The organism is Sandaracinobacteroides sayramensis (genome assembly GCF_022014495.1).
GTDB lineage: Bacteria > Pseudomonadota > Alphaproteobacteria > Sphingomonadales > Sphingomonadaceae > Sandaracinobacteroides > Sandaracinobacteroides sayramense.
On the sequence record NZ_JAKLSQ010000009.1, the window covers coordinates 1 to 19,495 of the forward strand.

Consider the following 19,495-nt stretch of genomic DNA (forward strand, 5'->3'; position numbering starts at 1 on the left):
CAAGGGCATAAGGACACCAAAGCTAACTTATCAGCGGCCTGAAAATGGGGAGCAGGTCACTCGGTCCAAAAACCCTTCCATTATCGCAAGACATTCGTTCTCTGGTTGTAGCAATCGCTCAGGGTAGGAACCGAACGATGATAAACCTCCAAGATGGAACCTACACACGTACCATCAGACGGAAGCAACTGAGGGAAATGGTGCCACTGGCAGACAGCACCATCTTCCAAATGGAACAACTTGGCGAGTTTCCGCGGCGCTTCGCCCTGTCATCACGATGCGTAGTTTGGGATCTTGCGGAGGTGGAGGCCTGGATCAACTCCCGTCGTACGAAGCCAATTTTCCGGGGGCAGCAAGTGGATGTGCGTAATCGGAAATCCAGGCCGGTGAGGCGATAGTGAAGAGCAATCGGACTTGAAGCTGCCGACCGATCGCGCAAGACGGATATAGGATTCTTCTACGTCGCCGTCAGCAGAAAGACCTGCCGCTCTCCGCCACATCCGATCAAAGGCTGGGGTGTACGTTACCGGTAATGGTCTTAGGCCGCTTGTGCCGTTGGCCGAATGGAACGCAAAAATTCGAGTTCCTCCGGATGGCGATCGAGCAGCTCGATCAGACCAACGGCGGCATCGCTCGGAGGCGTGGCGCCGCTCTCATATTTCTGGAATGCGCGACGGCCGCCACCGATCAGCCTTCCAGCTTCTTCCTGGGTCAACTTCAGCTTGTCCTTCCTAATTCGGCGAACATGAGCGCCATAAGCCGCCTTCAGATCTTGGAACGCGCGGTCAGAATTAGCCAGGTCCTCACCGCTATGAACAGAATCGCTGTCGTCATCGGGATACCAGCCGGGCACATCGACCGTGCGCGACAAAGAACCAAAGGCCACAACCTGCTCCCGCACATCGCGGCGCAGAGTCTTGCCCGTCTCGGGATGAATGCGGGTGTCAGCCATAATCGACCTCCTTGAACGACCTGAGGATGACATCGATGAGCGTTTCGCCCGCGAACTTAAGATAGAGCCAGCGATCATCCCACGGGAGATTGTAGGTGTCGTGCCATACCTTCGAGTTCGGCGGGCTGTGCGCCGTCTCCGACTTGACGAAATCGCCGAGTTCGAGCGCCTGGACCGCTTCCACAATGTCATCGAGCGAATAGCCTAGAGCCCGCGCGTTCACGACAGCCGTGCGCGTGACTTCCAGTGTTTCCACCCGAGCGAACTTCCCTTTGACCGCCTGAAGATCGTGATGCGGCTTACGTTTGATCGCAATCATCAATATACACCTTAAAGGTTAATTACACAAGGTGGCTGATGCGTCACGTTTGTCTCGCGGAAGTTCGCAATTGGCGAGCGCGGCGTGTCACAGGCTGGGATCGAGATCCAACAGCGCCTCAGTTGGCGGTAGTACGGTCGGGGCATATTTCTGCCCATTGATCCAAGAATCGATCGTGTTCGACCATTCCTGCATCATGTGCCGGCGCTGCGTTTCGTATTCGGCCTTGTTATAGACCCCGCGCGAGGATCGCCCATCCTCATGCGCCAAACATTTTTCGATCCAATCGCTGTTGAAGCCCAGCTCATTCAGTAGCGTCGATCCAGTCCGCCTGAGATCGTGCACCGTGAACGCCGCGAGCGGCAAACCTTCGTTCTTCGCTTGTTCGACTACGGAGTAGGTCACACGGTTGAACGTGGCCCGCGACATCGGCGCATCTGCGTCATAACGCGACGGGAGCAGATACTTCGAGTTTCCGGCGCACGTCTTGAGCGCAATCAGGATGTCGAGCATCTGCCTCGACAGATAGACATTGTGCGCCTTCGATCGCTTCATGCGCTCCTTCGGAATTGACCAGACAGCGTTTTCGAAATCAACTTCATCCCAGACCGCATCCTGCAATTCGCTCTTTCGAACCATGGACAGCAGGAAAAACTTCATACCGAGCCGGATGGTGGGCAGGGTCGCCACTTTCTCCAGCATCTTGAACAGGACTCGGATCTCCGATGGTGAGAGCGAGCGATCCTTGGGCTTGAACGTCGCGATCGAAGCCGGCCCGACTTCGTCGGCCGGATTGGCGACTTTCTCCCCGTGCAAAATCGCAAATCCGTATATCTGTTTTAGGATATCGCGGACGTGGATCGCGGTCGCAGGTGCCCCACGGTCAACTATGGCGAGGCAATGAGCGCGGAGATCGCCGGGAGTGATCTCCGTCAACAACCGATTTCGCCATACCGGCAACAACTCGCGTTCGAAAATCGAGCGGCGCATCGCCCGAGTGCTGTCGGCCATTGGTCCGTCCTTCAGCCACTTCTCTCCGAACTCACCAAAACTCTTCGCCTCCTTGATCCTGCGCTTCTCTCGTTGCTTCTCAATGGATGGCGATAGGCCGTCGGCAACCATACGCTTTGCGTCCAGGCATTTCTCTCGGGCGCGGGCCAGCGATAGGCCCGATCCTCCATATTTTCCGAAGGTTATGGTCTCGCGCCGGCCGTTCAAACGGTAATCCAGGCGGAAGGAAATGGTGCCGTTGGTGCCAACGCGCACATACATCCCGTCGCGATCAGTAACCTTATAAGCTTTCTCTTTTGGTTTCAGATGTTTGAGTCCTGCATCAGTCAACATTTTCAGGGCCTCCAATCGTTTTTACCGTCAGCCCCAAAACGCACCTTCCCCAACCCGAAAAGCTATGGCCTTTCATGGTGTTATGCGGAAAAAATTACCGTCAGAAGCTGATGTGCCTCTGACGGTAACGGCGATTTAGGCAACGGGCAAGACGAGGCGATACCGTCAACGGGTGCTGCAAATTCGAATGCTACCCCCCGATTGTCCCTGATTGCTCGGAACAGGAAATTTTTTTATTATCAGTCACTTATGTCGTAAAATGGCGTAGTTTAGGCGCCCTTGGGAGGGGTAAAATCATTCCCACTCGATGGTCAATAGGCTTGAGTTCGCATTGTAGTTATTGGGCTTTCCGCTCATGCTCCAAACTCATACCAACTGCGATACCACCAAGCCAAGGGGGCAGGATTCGCGGATTCTATATGGCGATCCTTCCCGCCATAAACGCGCACGCATCATAAACGAGCGTCGCGAGAATGCAGACCAAAAGAGTCTGAGCCGCCACCGCATCATATGGAAAAATCCGCCTTAAAAGCGGATTTTCAAGGATGATCAGACGATGGAATGGGTGAAGGCCGGGGAAATGCGGGAGCGGTTTGGGGTCTAGCCATCGTCGAATGCCTGCTTCCCTTTCACGGTCCAGACGGCCGTGGCAGGCCGCGACCGACAGCGACGATCGCTACATTTACGCCATAGCCCTCTAGGAACGAGGTTGGAATCGTGGCCGGGACGAGCTTGCCCCGCCTGGCGCAAAACATATTTGTGGCTTAAGGTGAGAAAATGCCCTATTCTGGCTACGTGGCTAAAAACGCATAACAGTCATTGATGGAGAATCGACATGGCGGCTTCACGTAAGCAAGCAACCGTCGATGCAGTATCGCACGGATCGAGTTTGCGCGGGCATGTTAGCGAGACCGGACGCTTGAGCTTGCCAGCCGAGCTGCGACGTGCGGTTGGCCTTGAGCGGGGTGGTCCGGTTCGCATCGAGGTCATCGATGGTGCGATCAGGATAAGGACGATGAAAGAAGTCAAGGAGCGCATCCAAGCGTTGGCACGGGAGAGCGGCCTTGCTGACAAGGCGAGTGTCGCTGACTTCCTTGGCTGGCGCGCTGCCGAGCGCGCCGATGAGGCGGAAAAGGCGGGCAAACGTTGAGCACAGTTGTAATCGACGCATCGGCGATTCTTGCCGCCATTCTTGGCGAGGCGGGGGGTGACTCCGTGTTCGACCTGCTTGATGAAGCGATTGTCAGCACCGTCAACGTCGCGGAGGTTTACACCTATGCGGCGATCAACGAATTGCCGACTGAAGCGATCGACGCCTTTTTTGCCGATACCGGGATCGCGATAGTCTCTTTTGATTCGGTGCAGGCGGTAACTGCTGGCCAGCTTGCAAGCATCACGCGCAAGGCTGGGCTGTCTCTTGGCGATCGTTCCTGCCTCGCGCTGGCAAAGTTGCGGAATGCTGAAGTGCTAACCGCCGATCGACCCTGGCAGCAGGTTGCGAGTACGACAGGGTTGACCATTACGTTGTTGCGCTGACTCACGCCATCTGAAACGTAACAGAAAGGCGTTGGGGGGCGCAGCATGATCACAAACTATCATTCCAAGTATATTGCCAGCGATCTAATCCGACGCCGCTCTTCTGACAGTAGTGAGAAGCTGGCCGTTGCGGTTGCCGGGGCGCAGGTCGATATGAACCCCCATCAGGTGGATGCGGCATTGTTCGCGTTTGCGTCGCCCTTATCTAAGGGCGCGTTGCTGGCCGACGAGGTTGGCCTTGGCAAAACAATTGAAGCCGGATTGGTCATTTCTCAACGCTGGGCAGAGGGGAAACGGCGCATTCTCATCATCGCGCCATCCAACCTCCGCAAGCAGTGGCATCAGGAACTCAACGAAAAGTTTTTTATCCCCTGCACGATCATCGAGTCCAAGCCCTACAATGCCGAAGTAAAGGCGGGGAATTTCCGTCCGTTTGATCGCACCGATAGCATCGTCATTTGCTCCTATCAGTTTGCGCGGAACAAGGCAGCGGACGTGCAAGCCACCCCTTGGGATTTGGTCGTGATCGACGAAGCCCACCGGCTTCGCAATGTTTACAAGCCATCAAACGTCATCGCCAACACCCTGAAAGGCGCGCTTGCCGAACGCAATAAGCTGCTGCTGACGGCTACACCGCTGCAAAATTCGCTCCTGGAACTTTATGGCTTGGTCAGCTTCATCGACGAACACACGTTCGGTGATTTGAAGAGCTTCCGGGAGCAGTTCGGCGGCGGGGCGCAGGAGCGCACATTCCAGATTTTGAAGGAGCGTTTAAAGCCGATCTGTCACCGCACATTGCGGCGTCAGGTTACGGCGTATGTTCCGTACACCAAGCGTCACGCAATCCTTGAGGAATTCAGCCCGGACGAGGCCGAGGACCGGCTCTACAATCTCGTCACGGCATATTTGCAGCGTGACAATCTACAGGCACTTCCGGCTAGCCAGCGTTCGCTGATGACGCTCGTGCTGCGCAAGCTGCTGGCGTCTTCGACGTTTGCCATTGCCGGGGCGCTCACCTCGATCTCCAATCGGCTTCAACAACGACTCGATCAGAGCAAGTCCATGTCGCTCGTCGAGGAATTGGACGAGGATTACGAGGCGTTGGATGAGACGGCGGAAGAGTGGCCGGATGACGAATCCGAGCCGCTGACCGAAGCCGACCAGCGGGCGCTGGAACTAGAAATTGCTGAGCTTCGGGAGTTCGCAACGCTTGCAACCTCCATTGAGCAGAACGCCAAGGGGCGCGCTTTGCTTAAGGCATTAGAGGTTGGTTTCGCCAAGGCGCGTGAGTTTGGCGCGGACGAAAAAGCCATCATCTTTACCGAGTCCCGCAAGACACAATCCTATTTGCTTCGCGTTCTTGCGGACAGCCCGTTTGCCGATCACATCGTCCTGTTCAACGGCACCAACACCGATGAAGATTCAAAGGCGATCTATAAGGAATGGCTGGCGCGCCACATCGGCTCGGATCGTGTGACGGGTTCCAAGACCGCTGACATGCGTTCCGCGCTGGTCGATTATTTCCGCGAGCGCGGCAAAATCATGATTGCTACCGAAGCCGGTGCCGAAGGGATCAATCTGCAATTCTGCGCAATGGTGGTGAACTACGATCTGCCGTGGAACCCACAGCGGATCGAGCAACGGATCGGCCGCTGCCATCGTTACGGCCAGAAGCATGATGTGGTGGTCGTCAATTTCCTCAATCAGAAGAACGAAGCGGATCAGCGCGTCTATCAGCTTCTGTCCGAGAAATTCCAATTGTTCGAGGGCGTCTTCGGCGCGAGCGACGAAGTGTTGGGCGTCATTGAGTCCGGCGTCGATTTTGAAAAGCGCATTGCTGGTATCTACCAGCAATGCCGCCAAACCGGCGAGATCAAAGCGGCCTTCGATGAACTCCAGCAGGAACTGACGCTTGAGATCAATGAGGCAATGACTCACGCGCGGCAAAAGCTGTTGGAGAATTTCGATGACGAGGTTCGGGAGAAGCTGAAAGTCCGCAACGCCGACACAAACCTGCACCTCAACCAGTTTGAGCAGCAGTTGATGCGGTTGGCCAAACATGAGTTGGATGGAGCGGCGGATTTTGTCGATTCATCATCGTTCCGGCTCAACGCTTTGCCAGGCTGGATTGTTGGCACCAACATTCCGACCGGCCTTTACGAACTGCCCCGCCGTTCTGGCGAGGCCCATTTCTTCCGTGTGAATCATCCGCTCGGCGAAGCCATCGTTTCGCGGGCGCGCTCGCGGGCATTGCCGACCGCCGAGATCGTGTTCGATTACTCGCAGCACGAAGGTCGCATTTCACAGATCGAACCGCTCGTCGGCAAAACCGGCTGGCTCGCGGCATCGCTTCTTTCGGTCGATGCTCTTGGCCAGAGCGAGGATCATCTATTACTGTCCGGCGTGGGCGATGATGGAGTGCCGCTTGGGAACGAGGCGGCATTACGCCTGATGACCATTGGTGGATCGGTGGCGGGCGAGGTCAGCGAACCGGGCGACGTTGCGGCGGTATTGGCCGATGAATTGCTCGCGCAGCAAGCAAATATTCGCCGGGACATCTCCGAACGCAACGCCCGCTTCTTTGAGGCCGAGGCCGACAAGTTGGACGGTTGGGCCGACGATTTGAAAATCGGGCTTGAGCGCGAATTGAAGGAGTTGGATCGCCAGATCAAGGAAGCGCGGCGCGCGGCAACTGTTGCGTTGACCCTTGAAGAAAAGCTGGCAGGACAAAAAGCTGTCAAGGCGCTGGAAGCGGAACGCTCGACCAAGCGCCGCTCGCTATTCGACGCGCAGGATAAAATTGACGGGCAGCGCACGGAGCTTATTGCTCAGATCGAAGGGAAGCTGGAGCAGAAGATCGACGTGCAGCCGCTCTTCACGATTCGATGGGGGGTGCAATGAGCGATGATGTGGTGCCATCGGCGAAGTTAGCCGCGTTGACAGTGGATCGGTTGATCCAATCGGGCCTGCTGCGTGCTGACAAGCGCGATGCCCTTGTTGCGAAGATCGCCACTGGCACGATGCAGAGCAGCGATTGGAAACTTGAGATCGACCTTGCGTCGGCGAAGGCCACAAGCTGATGGTCGCGTCCGCACCGTTGAAATCACTGAGGCTGACTGCGTTTCGCGGCTCCGCTGCAACGTTCAAGCTCAACTTCGAGAAAAACAAGAAGCTTACCCTGATCTACGGCGAGAACGGCACCGGCAAAACAACCATCTGCGATGCTTTCGAGTTTCTGGCGTTTGAGCGTATCGGCTCGCTGGAAAATCGCGGCATGGGCAAGGGGCTTGAAAAATTCTGGCCGACCGCCGGTAAGCCCGCGACCGCCTTGGTGGTGGAATTGGAAACCCATACGGCCAAATGCTCCGGCAGGATTGTCGACAAGAAGGTTTCGGTTTCGCCCGTTTCTGCTCGCCCCCGGATCGAGCTTTTGCGGCAGCGGCAAATTCTGGAACTAATCCAAGCACAACCCGCCGCCCGCTACGAGGCCATCAAACGCTTCATCGACATCGAAGCATATGAGCGTTCGGAAGAGACGCTTCGCCAACTCGGCAAAACGCTGACGACCGAGAAGCAGCAGGCTCAGGCCGCGGAACAGGAAAACTTGGCCACATTGCAAGGTTTCTACGAAGCTGCGGGTAGTCCGGCGGACTTGAACGCCGTCACCTGGGCCAAGCAGAAATTGGCCGAGCCGACGACTGGCTTGGACTCCGACATCACCGCGATTGGAAAATTGCGGACGGCATTCGATGCCCTCAAAGGCTATCCTGAGAAGTTCGTCACCCGCCAAGGCGCAGTGACGACCGCCAAGGCCGCATTGGCATCGGCAGATCAGGCTTTGAGCACGGCGATTGCAACCGCAACAGAAGGGGCCGGTGAGACATTGCCCGTGTTGGAAGCGGGTCGGAATTACCTCCATGCTCATCCACAATCGACAGAATGCCCATTGTGCGCGAGCGACGAAAACATCGCGGGCTTGGCGGCGGAGATCGACGCAAGGCTCAATGCACTTTCAGCGTTGCGGACAGCCAACGCTGATAAAAATGCCCAGCAAACAGCATTGAACAATGCTGAAACGGCGTTGGTGCAGACGCAGGCGGATTACCAGAAAGCCGTCACCACCTTCACGACAGCTCAATCCAGCCACCAGTGGAATGCGACGGTGCAACTCCCCGCCGCACCACCACCGGCCGATAGCGCCGCGCTGCCCGCATGGCTGACCGCCAATGAGGCGACCGCCGGAACATGGGCTGAGGTTGAGGCTGGTTGGCGCGATGAAAGCAAGTTCCTTACCCAGCTAGAAGCGGCTGCCGAGCGTTACGATACTAACGCCGCCCGCGTACAAGAGCTGACCGACCTGATTCCGAAAATCGAGGATGCGCTGGCGCAGTGCGTTGATGAGCGCCAGAAGTTCACCGACAGCATCATCACCGAGATCGCGCAGGAAGTCGGTAAGCTCTACGAAAAGGTGCATCCGGGCGAAGGGCTGGACACCATCGCCCTTGAGCTTGACCCCAAGAAGCGCGCCTCCATCGAATTGAAGGCCGACTTCTCCGGTCACGACGCGCCGCCCCAAGCCTATTTCAGCCAGTCCCATTTGGACACGCTGGGCCTATGCGTGTTTCTGGCGCTCGCCGCTCGCGATCGCGCAGACGATACCGTACTGATCCTAGACGATGTGTTGGGTAGCGTGGATGAGCCGCATGTCGAGCGCGTGATCGGCATGATCTATGAGATCAGCGCCAAGTTTCAGCATACCATCGTCACTACCCATTATCGCCCGTGGCGTGAAAAATACCGCTGGGGCTGGCTGAAGCCCGGACAGGCGTGTCAATTCGTAGAGTTGACCGGCTGGGCCATCGACGATGGCATTCGCATCATCAGCTCATTGCCGGAAGTTGACCGGCTACGGACGCTTCTCACGGAGTCGCCGATTGATCCGCAGGCCATTTGCAGCAAAGCGGGCGTGATCCTTGAAGCGGTGTTGGACTATCTCACCCTAAAATATGAATGCGCTGTGCCGCGTCGTCATGGGGCTGCCTACACATTGGGCGACCTGCTGCCAGCGATCAGCACCAAGCTGCGCGATGCGCTAAAAGTGGAAATCCGCGACGGCATCACCGACGCAGCCGCCGCCTCAACCAGCACAGTCCCGTTGAAGCCGATCTTTGATGAACTGACGCGCATCGCACAGGCGCGCAACGCCTTTGGTGCCCATTTCAAAGCCATTTCGTTCGAGTTGCTGGACACCGACGCCGTTGGCTTCGCCAAGCATGTTCTGATGTTGGTCGATGCGCTGACGCACCCCGAAGACGGCTGGCCAAGCAACGACAAGTCCGGCAGCTATTGGCGCAACAGCGCCGATTCACGCCGCCTGCATCCGTTAAAAAAGCCTAGTTGAATATGCCAATTCGTCCTGAGCAGTTTGCGATTCTGAAACGGCACCTTGAGCAAGTCTATGTGCCGCATCTGCCCAAGCTTTTGCAGCCCAAGTCGGATGCAGACGACTTGAAGAAGAATGTGGACCGCTCATTCGCGGCCTTTGCAATCGACCACATATGCCGCCTTGACCCTAAAAAGGCGGCAAAGGCAGTAGTTGATGATTTTGATGATCACGGCATTGATGCCATCTACTACCACGCCCGGACGAAGACCCTCTATCTCGCCCAGGCCAAGCTGAAGGACACGGCTTCGTTTACACAAGCCGAAGCGTTGACTTTTTCGCAGGGCATCAGAAAGCTACTCAACGGCGATTACAGCGGCTTCAACGCAAATATAATCGCCCGAGAATCTGCAATCAGTGCTGCCTTAGATCATTGCGACAAGATCGAAGTCGTCATTGCACATACTGGCGAAGGAATCACGGCTAACGCAGCCAAAGCTATTGACGACCTTCTCGCGGACAAGGCGGGTGGCGATGCCCGGCTGACCGATGCCGTTCTGGATTTCGATGCTGCCCGCACCGTCGCAGGCCTCCATAGCGTTAATGCAGTCGAACCCGTCGATTGCCGGATCACGCTCTACAACCATGGCGCAGCGACCGAGCCGAAGATTGCCTACTACGGCACAGTCGCCTTGTCAGACTTGTCCGATCTCCACAAGAAGCACGGCAAAGCTCTATACCAGAAGAACATCCGAACCTGGCTTGGCCACAATACGCCCGTCAACGAGGCGATCCGCGAGACATTGGCGACCAACCCTACACGCTTCCAATATCTGAATAACGGCGTCACCGCCCTTTGCGAAGACATCGCGCCAAAGAGCGGCAAGGGCACGGAGAATCGGGATTTTGAGCTAACTGGTTTCTCGATCATCAACGGTGCGCAGACCGTGGCGTCCACTGCGAGCTTCGTTGCAGAGAATCCTGCCGCAGATATATCCGATGCTAAGGTTATGATTACCTTGATAAAGGCTGACGCCGAGGGTGACTTCGGCAAGGAAGTGACACGGGCGCGCAATACCCAAAATGATGTGAAGGAGATTGCCTTCGCCGCTCTCGATGAAGAGCAGGAGCGCGTCCGGCGGGAACTCCAGCATCTAGACATCGAATATGTGTATCGCGTCGGCGAGGCGGTGACAGGTTTCAACCCAAACCGAATTTTGGTGGCAGAAGCAATTCAGGCACTTGCCATGCTTGAGCTGGACCCCCGCTATCCGGTGTGGATGAAGCGTTCACTCGTCGATTTCCAGAAAACGGACGGGGAGCCATATAGGCAGATTTTCAGTCAGTCGCTAAGTTCGATCAGGCTGGCCAACGCGGTCACGGTTTATCGTTATATCAAGCAACAGGTTTCTGCATCTGTACGTGGCTGCTTGCACGAAGAGCGGAAGGCCTACAAGCACAGTGAATATGCCTTGGCCTTTGTGTTTGCCAAGCAGTTCCGGGAAGCGATCGGCGGCAACGCTCTCATTGACGCAGCGAAGCTTAAAACAGCGGGGAGTGCGCCATATGATACGCTGCGCCAGCATTTGTGGGAAGTTATACAGTCATTCGACTGGCCGGGACCACTCGCCATATCAAAGAATCAGGACCACACGCTCAATGTGATCCGAAGACTAATGGTCCGCCAGTATGGACTGAAAGGCGATCCGGCGATCAAAGCCCTTCGCGCTAAACTCATTATAGGCCAACCCTATCAAATTGATTTTTTCAAATATCTATCATCTAAAGCTTCCCAGATCGGTAACATCGTATGAGTAAGAAGCAGAAACTTGAGTTGACATGGGTGGGCAAGGAAAATCGCCCCCGGCTTGAGCCACGCATTCTGATCGAGGATGCGGAGAAGAGCTATCACGCAGCCACGCGCGTAGGCGAGAACGACATTTTCGACAACGTGTTGATCCACGGGGATAATCTGCTCGCGTTGAAGGCGTTGGAAGCGGATTACGCAGGCAAGGTGAAATGCGTTTTTATTGACCCACCCTACAACACCGGCAGCGCGTTCACGCACTATGATGACGGGTTGGAGCATAGCATTTGGCTTGGGCTGATGCGTGACCGGCTGGAGGTCATTCGTCGGTTAATGTCGGAGGACGGATCGCTTTGGATCACCATCGACGACAACGAAGCGCACTATCTGAAGGTGTTATGCGATGAGATTTTTGGCAGAGTAAATTTCATCGGGTCAGCCATATGGCAGCATAGCGTTCAAGCGAAGGGATATAGCGGGAAATTTTCCATCGGACACAACTACGTTCTGAGCTACCGAAAGTCAGATCAGTTCGTATTGAGAGACTTACCTCGGACGGACGAGCATAATGTAAATTATCGGAACCCAGATGACGACCCTCGCGGACCGTGGAGATCAGGTGACGTCAGAAATGCACTCGTTCGCAAGAACTTGATGTATGATATTACAACGCCTTCGGGGAATATTATCAAGCATCCGCCGAAAGGTTGGAGATTTAGCAAGGAAACATTCGAGAGGGAGCTTTCGGAGGGAAAGATCGTATTCTCAGCCGATGAAACTCGAATTATCCGCAAGATTTATCTTGCAGACCAAGAGGGCAGAGTTCCCGAAACCGTGTGGCTTTCTAACGACGTGGGCACCACTAGAGAGGCCAATTCCGAGGTTCGGGCGGTCCTGGAAGCTGATCTCTTTGACACACCAAAGCCGGAGCGTCTCATCCAAAGGGTTCTCTTGCTGGCAACGAAGGCTGGCGATCTCGTTCTGGATTCCTTCGCTGGTTCCGGCACGACCGGCGCGGTCGCCCATAAGATGGGCCGCCGCTGGATCATGGTCGAGCTGGGAGATCATTGCTTCACTCACGTCGCCCCGCGTTTGCGGAAGGTGATCGACGGCACAGATCAGGGCGGGATTAGTAAGGCAGCCGATTGGAAAGGTGGCGGCGGGTTCCGCTACTACGAGTTGGCTCCATCGCTCCTCGAAAAGGACAAATGGGGCCGCGAGGTCATCTCTAAGCAGTATAACGCCGAGATGCTGGCGCAGGCGCTGTGCAAACTGGAGGGTTTCGCATACGCGCCCAGCCCCGATGTCTATTGGCAGCAGGGGCATTCATCCGAAGCTGACTTCCTCTATGTAACCACGCAAACCTTGGGGCCGGAAGAACTGGCGGCATTAAGCGAGGATGTTGGCGAAGGGCGTTCGCTGCTGATCCTATGTGCCGCTTATCGGGGCAATACCGACCTTTGGCAGAACCTCACCGTGCGTAAGATTCCCAACCACATCCGCAGTCGATGCGAATGGGGGCATGACGATTACAGCCTCAACGTCGCCAATCTGCCGCAGGCCGAGCTTCCGACCGCGCCAGCCGCTCGGCAGGGCAGGCTTTTCGATGACGGAGAAGACGCATGAGCAATCTTCGTCAAGTCAACGCTATCGCTGGTCGGTTGAGCTTGCGCGCGCCTCAGCGCCGGAGCCTGGAGATCCTCGACCGCGTTACCGAAATCGTTCGGCCGACCAAAACCGCTGACCTTGCCGCTGCGCTGGACATCATCAAGAGCGAGTTTCCGGGTGTCACGAATTTCGAGCGCGACTTCCCCTCGCTATGTTTTGCACTGGCAACCGGCGTCGGCAAAACACGCCTCATGGGCGCGTTCATTGCCTATTTGAAGCTGGCGCACGGCATCAATAACTTCTTCGTGCTGGCCCCGAACCTGACCATCTACAACAAGCTGATCGCCGATTTCACGGCGAACACCCCCAAATATGTATTCAAGGGCATATCCGAGTTTGCCATTTCGCCGCCCGTACTGACGACCGGGGAAACCTACGAAAGGCAGATCGCATCCGGCGGGCAGCTATTCCCGACCACCATCAACATCTTCAACATCGCCAAAATTTCCTCCGAGGTGCGCGGCGGCCGATCCCCGCGTATCCGCTCGTTCCGCGAAGAAATCGGCGAAAGCTATTTCGATCACCTCGCCAGCCTGCCCGACCTGGTGCTGTTGATGGACGAATCGCACCGATACCGCGCGACCGCAGGGATGCGCGCGATCAATGAGTTGAAACCGGTTCTTGGTCTTGAGTTGACCGCAACGCCCTTCGTCGAAAGTGCGCGCGGCCCCGTGCCGTTCAGCAACGTCATTTTCGATTACCCGCTCGCTCGTGCGATGGAGGACGGTTTCGTTAAGGAGCCTGCCGTTGTCACCCGGCGCGACTTCAATCCGGCAGGCAAGTCGCCCGACGCGATTCAGATGATGAAGCTGGAGGACGGCGTTCGCCTTCATGAAAGCGTGAAGGTCGATCTTGAAACCTATGCCCGCGAAAATGGCGAGCGGATCGTTAAGCCGTTCGTTCTCGTCATTGCACGTGACACGACCCACGCCGCCGAATTGATGAGCCTGATCCAGTCGGATGCGTTTTTTGAAGCCCGCTATGCCGACAAGGTAATTCAGGTCGATTCCAGCGTGAAAGAAGAGGAAACGGTCGAGAAGCTGCTGACGGTCGAGCAGAACGACAACCCGGTCGAGATCGTCATTCACGTCAACATGCTGAAAGAAGGTTGGGACGTGACCAACCTCTACACGATCATCCCGTTGCGCGCCGCCAATGCGCGAACGCTGATCGAACAGAGCATCGGGCGCGGGCTTCGCCTGCCCTATGGCAAGCGCACGGGCGTTACTGCCGTTGATCGCCTGAACATCGTCGCGCATGACCGCTTTCAGGAGATCGTGGACGAAGCCAACAATCCCAATTCGCCCATCCGCTTGAAGCAACTGGTGCTGGATGAAGCCGACCTCACGCGCAAGACGGTGACGGTGGTTTCTGCCCCAACTATCTTGGGCAGCCTTGGCCTTCAGACGGCGCAGTCGGTTGATGGGGCTGCTTCGGTTGGTCCTGCGCCGACCCCAGCTTTCACCGATCCCGACGAAATGCGCGTTGCGCGCCTCGCTTATGATGCGTTCCGCAAGCTGGCGCGCGAGCCGGACAAGGTGCCAAGCGTGTCCTACCTGTCGCGCCCCGAAGTGCAGGAGCAGATCGTGCGCGAGGTGCGCAGCCAGTATCAGCCTGCGCAAATGGAACTAGAAGGCGTCGCCAAGCCCGCACCCGATATGGCAGCGGTGATCGCCGCCACTGCCAAGCTGATGGCAGATCGCACCATCGACATTCCTCGCATCACAGTGATGCCTAAGGGCGAGGTGAAGGCGGGCTTCAAACCGTTTACCCTCGACTTGTCGGGAATGCGTTATCCCGCGCCCAGCGAAGAATTGTGGGCTAAGCATCTGCGGACGGATCAGGTGGACGTGATCGGCTTGTCACAGGGCAATCTGCTGGAGCGGCGGCTGGAGGATTATGTTGTCAGCGGGCTGATCGACTTTCCCGACATCGCTTATGACGAACACGCCGACATGCTCTACGAGCTGGCAGGACAGGTTGTGCGCCATCTGCTGACCTACCTTTCGGAGAAGGACGCCGGTCAGGTCTTGGCGCTGCACCAGCGCGAGATTGCCCGCGCCGTCCACGCGCAGATGCAGGACCACTTCTGGAAAGACGATACCGTCGAATACCATCACGAGGTGCGCCAAGGGTTCACCGAGTTGAAGGAAAGCGCCTACACCGCACTGCGTGAAGCACCACTCGATTACCGTGTGCCGCCCGCCGACAAGAGCAACATGGCCCGCTATCTGTTCGGGGGATTCAGCAAATGTCTGTCCACCGTCACCAAATTTCACTCAGATTCCGAGCGGAAGCTCGCTGTCATCCTTGAGCGGGAATCGCTCAAATGGCTGCGACCGGCCAAGGGGCAGTTTCAGATGTTCTACCGCAGCGGCAATGACCATCTCGAATACCAGCCCGATTTCGTAGCCGAAATGGCGGATCGCATCCTCATGTTGGAGCCGAAAATGGCAACCCAAATGCAAGACGGCGACGTGCTCGCCAAGCGCGACGTGGCCATTCAATGGTGCGCATGGGCAAGCGAGCACGCGCGTTCCTATGGTGGAAAACCATGGCAGTACGTGCTGATTCCCCACGATGCCATCGCTGAGAACATAACGGTCGATTTTCTGCTGAAACAATTTGGATAGCTACGATCCATTTGCATCCGTTTCAAACGCGCGTGTGCCCTTGCGTTGCCAGAGCGCCCGCGCATGAGCGCCGTCTTCGCTGCATAGCTTGTCAGCCATCCAGAGCATCGCGCCATAGATGATGGCGCGATCATCGCCGGTCAGGTCCACGATGCCCGCCTTGACGATAAGGCCGCCGAGTTCGATCAGATGCCGCGTTCGCTTGCGGCGCTCGACCTGCCATGCCCGCATGTCATGCCGCGCCCGTTGTGCCTGATGCCGGTTGCGCGCCGCCTGGTTGCGCTTGAGCGCCGCCAGTGTCGTGGTCAGATGCCGGAGCAGATCGCCGGGACCGGCCTTGAAAGAACGCGGCTCCGCGCTTGGCCCATACCTCCCGCTTTCCGGCATCGGTGGTTTCGGCCAGCGCGACCAGCGCACCGGCCAGTTCGTCGGCGGTGAGCGCATCGGCCCCGGTGGCGATCACCAGTTCGCCGAGCTGCTGCACTTTGCGGTTTTTGAGTTCCCGCGCCTTCTCCTCCAGCGCCTTCAGTTCCGCGTCATAGTCTCTCGGTTTGCGCATCATGGCCTCCATAAGCTGTTGATGCGGGGATGATAGTTGCGAAGATGGCTGAACGCAGTATTGTTGCCAGGACGGCGTGGCACGGCCCGGTCCATCCCGAGATTTTTTCGAGGGAGGGCGCGCTTATACGTCGTTCCGACGTGCGCTTGGCCGTGCCAATGCTTGATCGCAATGGCGATCTATCATCTTCACGTCAAGGTCATTGGCCGCAAGGCCGGATCGAGCGCGGTGGCGTCCGCCGCCTACCGTTCGGCTTCGCGTTTGCGCGACGAGCGCATCGACCGCCTTCAGGACTTCTCCAACAAGCGCGGCGTCGTCCATTCCGAAGTCATGCTGCCGGATGGTGCGCCCGAGCATCTTGGCGACCGCGAACGGCTCTGGAATGATGTAGAGGCGTTCGAGGTCAGGAAGGACGCCCAGCTTGCCCGCGAGGTGGAGTTTTCCATTCCGCGCGAGATGACGCAGGCGCAGGGCATCGAACTGGCGCGCGACTTCGCCCAAGCCGAATTTGTCGATCAGGGCATGATCGCCGATCTGAATGTGCATTGGGACATCGGCGAGGACGGGATGCCGAAACCCCACGCCCATGTCATGCTCACCATGCGCAGCGTGGACGAGAACGGTTTCGGCCCGAAGGTGCGGGACTGGAACCGTACCGAGATGGTCGAACGCTGGCGTGAACGCTGGGCCGAGCATGTCAACGAGCGGCTGGCCGAACTCGACATTGACGCGCGGATCGACCATCGCAGCCTTGAGGCGCAGGGTATCGCGCTTGAGCCGCAAAGCCAGATCGGCGCGCCTGCGCAGCGGATCGAAGGCGAAGGGATCGAGGCCGCAGACCGCGCCGACATGCACCGCGAGATCGCGCGCAACAACGGAGCGCGCATCATCGCCGATCCATCGGTGGCGCTGGATGCGATCACACATCAGCAATCAACCTTCACGCGGCGCAAAATGGCGATGTTCGCGCATCGGCACAGTGACGGCATCGACCAGTTCAACGAAGTCATGGGCGCGATGCGCGGCTCGCCCGATCTGGTCGAGCTTGGCAAGGACGGACGCGGCGAGGATCGGTTCACCACCCGCGACATGATCGAGGCCGAACAACGCCTGCACCGCGCCGCCGAGATGATGGCCGAGAAGGAACGGCACGAGGTCAGCAACAGGGACCGCGAAGCCGCTCTGGCGCGGGCCGAACAGCGCGGTCTTATTCTGTCCGGGGAGCAGGCCGATGCGCTGGCGCATGTCACGGACGGACGCAATCTTGGCATTGTCGTCGGCTATGCGGGGACGGGAAAGAGCGCCATGCTCGGCGTGGCGCGTGAGGCATGGGAAGCGGCTGGCTATGAGGTGCGCGGCGTTGCCCTGTCCGGCATCGCCGCCGAGAATCTGGAAGGCGGATCGGGCATCGCATCCCGCACCATCGCCAGCATGGAATATGGCTGGGGACAGGGCCGCGACATGCTCACCAGCCGCGACGTGCTTGTCATCGACGAGGCGGGCATGGTCGGCACGCGGCAGATGGAGCGGGTTCTGTCGAATGCCGCCGAAGCTGGCGCAAAGGTCGTTCTGGTGGGCGATCCGCAGCAATTGCAATCCATCGAAGCGGGCGCGGCGTTCCGTTCCATCCACGAACGCCACGGCGGCGCGGAGATTGGGGAGGTGCGCCGCCAACGTGAAGACTGGCAGCGGGACGCTACGCGCGATCTGGCGACAGGCCGAACCGGCGAAGCGATCAACGCCTATGACCGTCACGACATGGTGCATTCCGCCGAAACACGCGAACAGGCGCGCGGTGATCTGATCGACAGATGGGACCGTCAGCGTCAGGCGGCACCGGACAGCAGCCGCATCATCCTCACCCACACCAATGCCGAGGTTCGGGAACTCAACGAGGCCGCCCGCGACAGGATGCGGGAGGCTGGCGATCTGGGCGAGGATGTGCGTGTGACGGTTGAACGCGGTGAACGCAGCTTCGCCGCCGGGGATCGCGTCATGTTCCTTCAAAACGAACGCGGGATTGGCGTGAAGAACGGCACGTTGGGGACCATTGAACAGGTCAGCGCGCAGAGCATGACGGTGCAGACCGACGATGGCCGCTCCATTGCCTTCGACCTGAAGGATTATGACCGCATCGACCACGGCTATGCCGCGACTATCCACAAGGCGCAGGGCATGACCGTGGACCGGACGCATGTGCTGGCAACGCCCGGCATGGACGCCCACGGCAGCTATGTCGCTCTGTCGCGCCACCGCGACGGCATGGACCTGCATTATGGCCGCAACGACTTCGCCGGTCAGGACAAGCTCATCAACACTCTGTCGTGCGACCGGGCCAAGGACATGGCGACGGATTACGAACCGGCGCAGAGCTACGCCGAACGGCGCGGTATTACCTTCCATGCCCGTGATGCTGCCGTTGAACAGATACGTGTGCCGGACAATGCTCTCGACCGGATCGACGACATCATCTTCAGCGTGCGCGAAACTCGTGACGGCGCAGACGGGCCGGAAAGAGAGACGACCGGCAGGGGAATAAGGGAGGAGATCGAGGCGGTAGCACAGGACGCCGGAATAGACCCGGAAGATGCCTTGCGCCACGCCCGCAGAATGGTACTCATTCGCCATGCCCATGCCGTTGGCCAGGTCTTCAACGCCGAGGATGCCAGAGGCAAGGCAAGCCCCGCACAATGGGAAGAACTGGTCGATTCCCGTAAGGCATTTGATGAGGTGCGGCCCTATGGCTGGCAGGACGCGGAAGCGGCCTATGCCAAGGATGAGAGCCTTGCCCATGAGGCGGGATCGGGCAAGGTCAATCGTGCCATCCGCGCCCTGCAACTCGAAACCGAGATTCGCACCAGCCCGGAGCGCCGCGCGGATCGTTTCGTGGAACGGTTCCGGGAACTCAAGCAGACCGGCGACCGGCAATATGCGGCGGGCAACTATTCCGGCTACAGGTCGGCGCGCGCGGAGATGGGCAACATGGCGATGAGTCTGGAACGCGATCCGCAGATGGAATCCCTACTCGAAGGCCGCAAGAAGCAACTCGGCATCAGCATGGATTTCGACTCAGGGATGAAGCTTGGTCGGCAACTCGCCCTCAGTCACGGCCTTGGCAGGGGCCGGGACCTGGGCATCGGAATGTAGAACCGTCCCATTGTCGTCGACTCCGGTCATATCGCCGCGACAGAACATCAGGATTGAAACCGGATGGGCCGGAAAGAGCCTTTGTTGCTTTCCAAGAAGAGGCCGGACCTGAACCGGGCAGTCAAGGCCGCAGCCGCTTCGCGGTGG

The 19,495-nt window shown here is 57.9% G+C and carries 15 protein-coding genes; 10 read left to right on the plus strand and 5 right to left on the minus strand.

Annotated elements, in window-relative coordinates:
* Positions 1–137: 137 nt before the first annotated feature.
* Positions 138–398, plus strand: a complete 261-nt coding sequence (locus tag L6Q21_RS07190) for a helix-turn-helix transcriptional regulator (RefSeq protein WP_237830117.1) — start codon at positions 138–140, stop codon at positions 396–398.
* Between the two features lie 140 nt (positions 399–538).
* Here L6Q21_RS07190 and L6Q21_RS07195 read toward each other — a convergent pair whose 3' ends face one another.
* The 3 genes from L6Q21_RS07195 to L6Q21_RS07205 all read right to left on the minus strand — a co-directional run bounded on the left by L6Q21_RS07195 (position 539) and on the right by L6Q21_RS07205 (position 2,615).
* Complete coding sequence (locus tag L6Q21_RS07195; protein WP_237830118.1) at positions 539–952, minus strand: type II toxin-antitoxin system MqsA family antitoxin; 414 nt, start codon at positions 950–952, stop codon at positions 539–541.
* Positions 945–1,271 (minus strand): type II toxin-antitoxin system MqsR family toxin, encoded by a 327-nt coding sequence (locus L6Q21_RS07200; protein WP_237830119.1) that lies wholly within the window; start codon positions 1,269–1,271, stop codon positions 945–947. Before L6Q21_RS07200 ends, L6Q21_RS07195 begins: the two co-directional genes overlap by 8 nt.
* An 87-nt stretch (positions 1,272–1,358) precedes the next feature.
* Positions 1,359–2,615 (minus strand): tyrosine-type recombinase/integrase, encoded by a 1,257-nt coding sequence (locus L6Q21_RS07205; protein WP_237830120.1) that lies wholly within the window; start codon positions 2,613–2,615, stop codon positions 1,359–1,361.
* A gap of 835 nt (positions 2,616–3,450) precedes the next feature.
* Between L6Q21_RS07205 and L6Q21_RS07210 the strand changes: the two genes are divergently transcribed.
* From L6Q21_RS07210 to L6Q21_RS07245, 8 genes are read left to right on the plus strand one after another with little or no spacing between them, the layout of a single operon-like run.
* Entirely contained in the window at positions 3,451–3,765 is a 315-nt protein-coding gene (locus tag L6Q21_RS07210; protein WP_237830121.1) for an AbrB/MazE/SpoVT family DNA-binding domain-containing protein, read from the plus strand.
* Positions 3,762–4,151, plus strand: coding sequence for a type II toxin-antitoxin system VapC family toxin (locus tag L6Q21_RS07215; protein ID WP_237830122.1), 390 nt, complete (start codon positions 3,762–3,764; stop codon positions 4,149–4,151). Before L6Q21_RS07210 ends, L6Q21_RS07215 begins: the two co-directional genes overlap by 4 nt.
* Before the next feature lie 45 nt (positions 4,152–4,196).
* A complete protein-coding gene (locus L6Q21_RS07220) occupies positions 4,197–7,052 on the plus strand; it encodes an SNF2-related protein (RefSeq protein ID WP_237830123.1) in 2,856 nt (951 codons plus the stop codon).
* Positions 7,049–7,231, plus strand: coding sequence for a hypothetical protein (locus tag L6Q21_RS07225; protein ID WP_237830124.1), 183 nt, complete (start codon positions 7,049–7,051; stop codon positions 7,229–7,231). The genes L6Q21_RS07220 and L6Q21_RS07225 overlap by 4 nt, the downstream gene beginning before the upstream one ends.
* Positions 7,231–9,552, plus strand: coding sequence for an AAA family ATPase (locus L6Q21_RS07230; RefSeq protein WP_237830125.1), 2,322 nt, complete (start codon positions 7,231–7,233; stop codon positions 9,550–9,552). Before L6Q21_RS07225 ends, L6Q21_RS07230 begins: the two co-directional genes overlap by 1 nt.
* A gap of 2 nt (positions 9,553–9,554) precedes the next feature.
* Complete coding sequence (locus tag L6Q21_RS07235) at positions 9,555–11,348, plus strand: AIPR family protein (protein WP_237830126.1); 1,794 nt, start codon at positions 9,555–9,557, stop codon at positions 11,346–11,348.
* Positions 11,345–12,967 carry a site-specific DNA-methyltransferase gene (locus L6Q21_RS07240; RefSeq protein WP_237830127.1) on the plus strand — a complete coding sequence of 541 codons (1,623 nt, stop codon included), beginning with the start codon at positions 11,345–11,347 and terminating at the stop codon, positions 12,965–12,967. The genes L6Q21_RS07235 and L6Q21_RS07240 overlap by 4 nt, the downstream gene beginning before the upstream one ends.
* Positions 12,964–15,642 carry a DEAD/DEAH box helicase gene (locus L6Q21_RS07245; RefSeq protein WP_237830128.1) on the plus strand — a complete coding sequence of 893 codons (2,679 nt, stop codon included), beginning with the start codon at positions 12,964–12,966 and terminating at the stop codon, positions 15,640–15,642. Before L6Q21_RS07240 ends, L6Q21_RS07245 begins: the two co-directional genes overlap by 4 nt.
* Here L6Q21_RS07245 and L6Q21_RS07250 read toward each other — a convergent pair whose 3' ends face one another.
* Together L6Q21_RS07250 and L6Q21_RS07255 are read right to left on the minus strand one after the other, a co-directional pair.
* The gene (locus L6Q21_RS07250; protein ID WP_237830129.1) at positions 15,643–15,873 is read right to left on the minus strand and encodes a conjugal transfer protein TraD; all 231 of its coding nucleotides are present in this window, start codon (positions 15,871–15,873) and stop codon (positions 15,643–15,645) included.
* A 1-nt stretch (position 15,874) separates the two neighbouring features.
* Positions 15,875–16,204, minus strand: a complete 330-nt coding sequence (locus L6Q21_RS07255; RefSeq protein ID WP_418895812.1) for a conjugal transfer protein TraD — start codon at positions 16,202–16,204, stop codon at positions 15,875–15,877.
* A gap of 168 nt (positions 16,205–16,372) precedes the next feature.
* On the opposite strand from L6Q21_RS07255, the gene traA reads away from it, so the two are divergent.
* A complete protein-coding gene (gene traA, locus L6Q21_RS07260; protein WP_237830130.1) occupies positions 16,373–19,348 on the plus strand; it encodes a Ti-type conjugative transfer relaxase TraA in 2,976 nt (991 codons plus the stop codon).
* Positions 19,349–19,495 lie beyond the last annotated feature (147 nt).

What these genes read in the sequence shown, in the direction of transcription:
- L6Q21_RS07190 (WP_237830117.1), top strand. Translation starts at nt 138, where the DNA reads ATGATAAACCTCCAAGATGGAACCTACACACGTACCATCAGACGGAAG.
- L6Q21_RS07195 (WP_237830118.1), bottom strand. Translation starts at nt 952, where the DNA reads ATGGCTGACACCCGCATTCATCCCGAGACGGGCAAGACTCTGCGCCGC.
- L6Q21_RS07200 (WP_237830119.1), bottom strand. Translation starts at nt 1,271, where the DNA reads ATGATTGCGATCAAACGTAAGCCGCATCACGATCTTCAGGCGGTCAAA.
- L6Q21_RS07205 (WP_237830120.1), bottom strand. Translation starts at nt 2,615, where the DNA reads ATGTTGACTGATGCAGGACTCAAACATCTGAAACCAAAAGAGAAAGCT.
- L6Q21_RS07210 (WP_237830121.1), top strand. Translation starts at nt 3,451, where the DNA reads ATGGCGGCTTCACGTAAGCAAGCAACCGTCGATGCAGTATCGCACGGA.
- L6Q21_RS07220 (WP_237830123.1), top strand. Translation starts at nt 4,197, where the DNA reads ATGATCACAAACTATCATTCCAAGTATATTGCCAGCGATCTAATCCGA.
- L6Q21_RS07225 (WP_237830124.1), top strand. Translation starts at nt 7,049, where the DNA reads ATGAGCGATGATGTGGTGCCATCGGCGAAGTTAGCCGCGTTGACAGTG.
- L6Q21_RS07230 (WP_237830125.1), top strand. Translation starts at nt 7,231, where the DNA reads ATGGTCGCGTCCGCACCGTTGAAATCACTGAGGCTGACTGCGTTTCGC.
- L6Q21_RS07235 (WP_237830126.1), top strand. Translation starts at nt 9,555, where the DNA reads ATGCCAATTCGTCCTGAGCAGTTTGCGATTCTGAAACGGCACCTTGAG.
- L6Q21_RS07240 (WP_237830127.1), top strand. Translation starts at nt 11,345, where the DNA reads ATGAGTAAGAAGCAGAAACTTGAGTTGACATGGGTGGGCAAGGAAAAT.
- L6Q21_RS07245 (WP_237830128.1), top strand. Translation starts at nt 12,964, where the DNA reads ATGAGCAATCTTCGTCAAGTCAACGCTATCGCTGGTCGGTTGAGCTTG.
- L6Q21_RS07250 (WP_237830129.1), bottom strand. Translation starts at nt 15,873, where the DNA reads ATGCGGGCATGGCAGGTCGAGCGCCGCAAGCGAACGCGGCATCTGATC.
- L6Q21_RS07255 (WP_418895812.1), bottom strand. Translation starts at nt 16,204, where the DNA reads ATGATGCGCAAACCGAGAGACTATGACGCGGAACTGAAGGCGCTGGAG.
- traA (WP_237830130.1), top strand. Translation starts at nt 16,373, where the DNA reads ATGGCGATCTATCATCTTCACGTCAAGGTCATTGGCCGCAAGGCCGGA.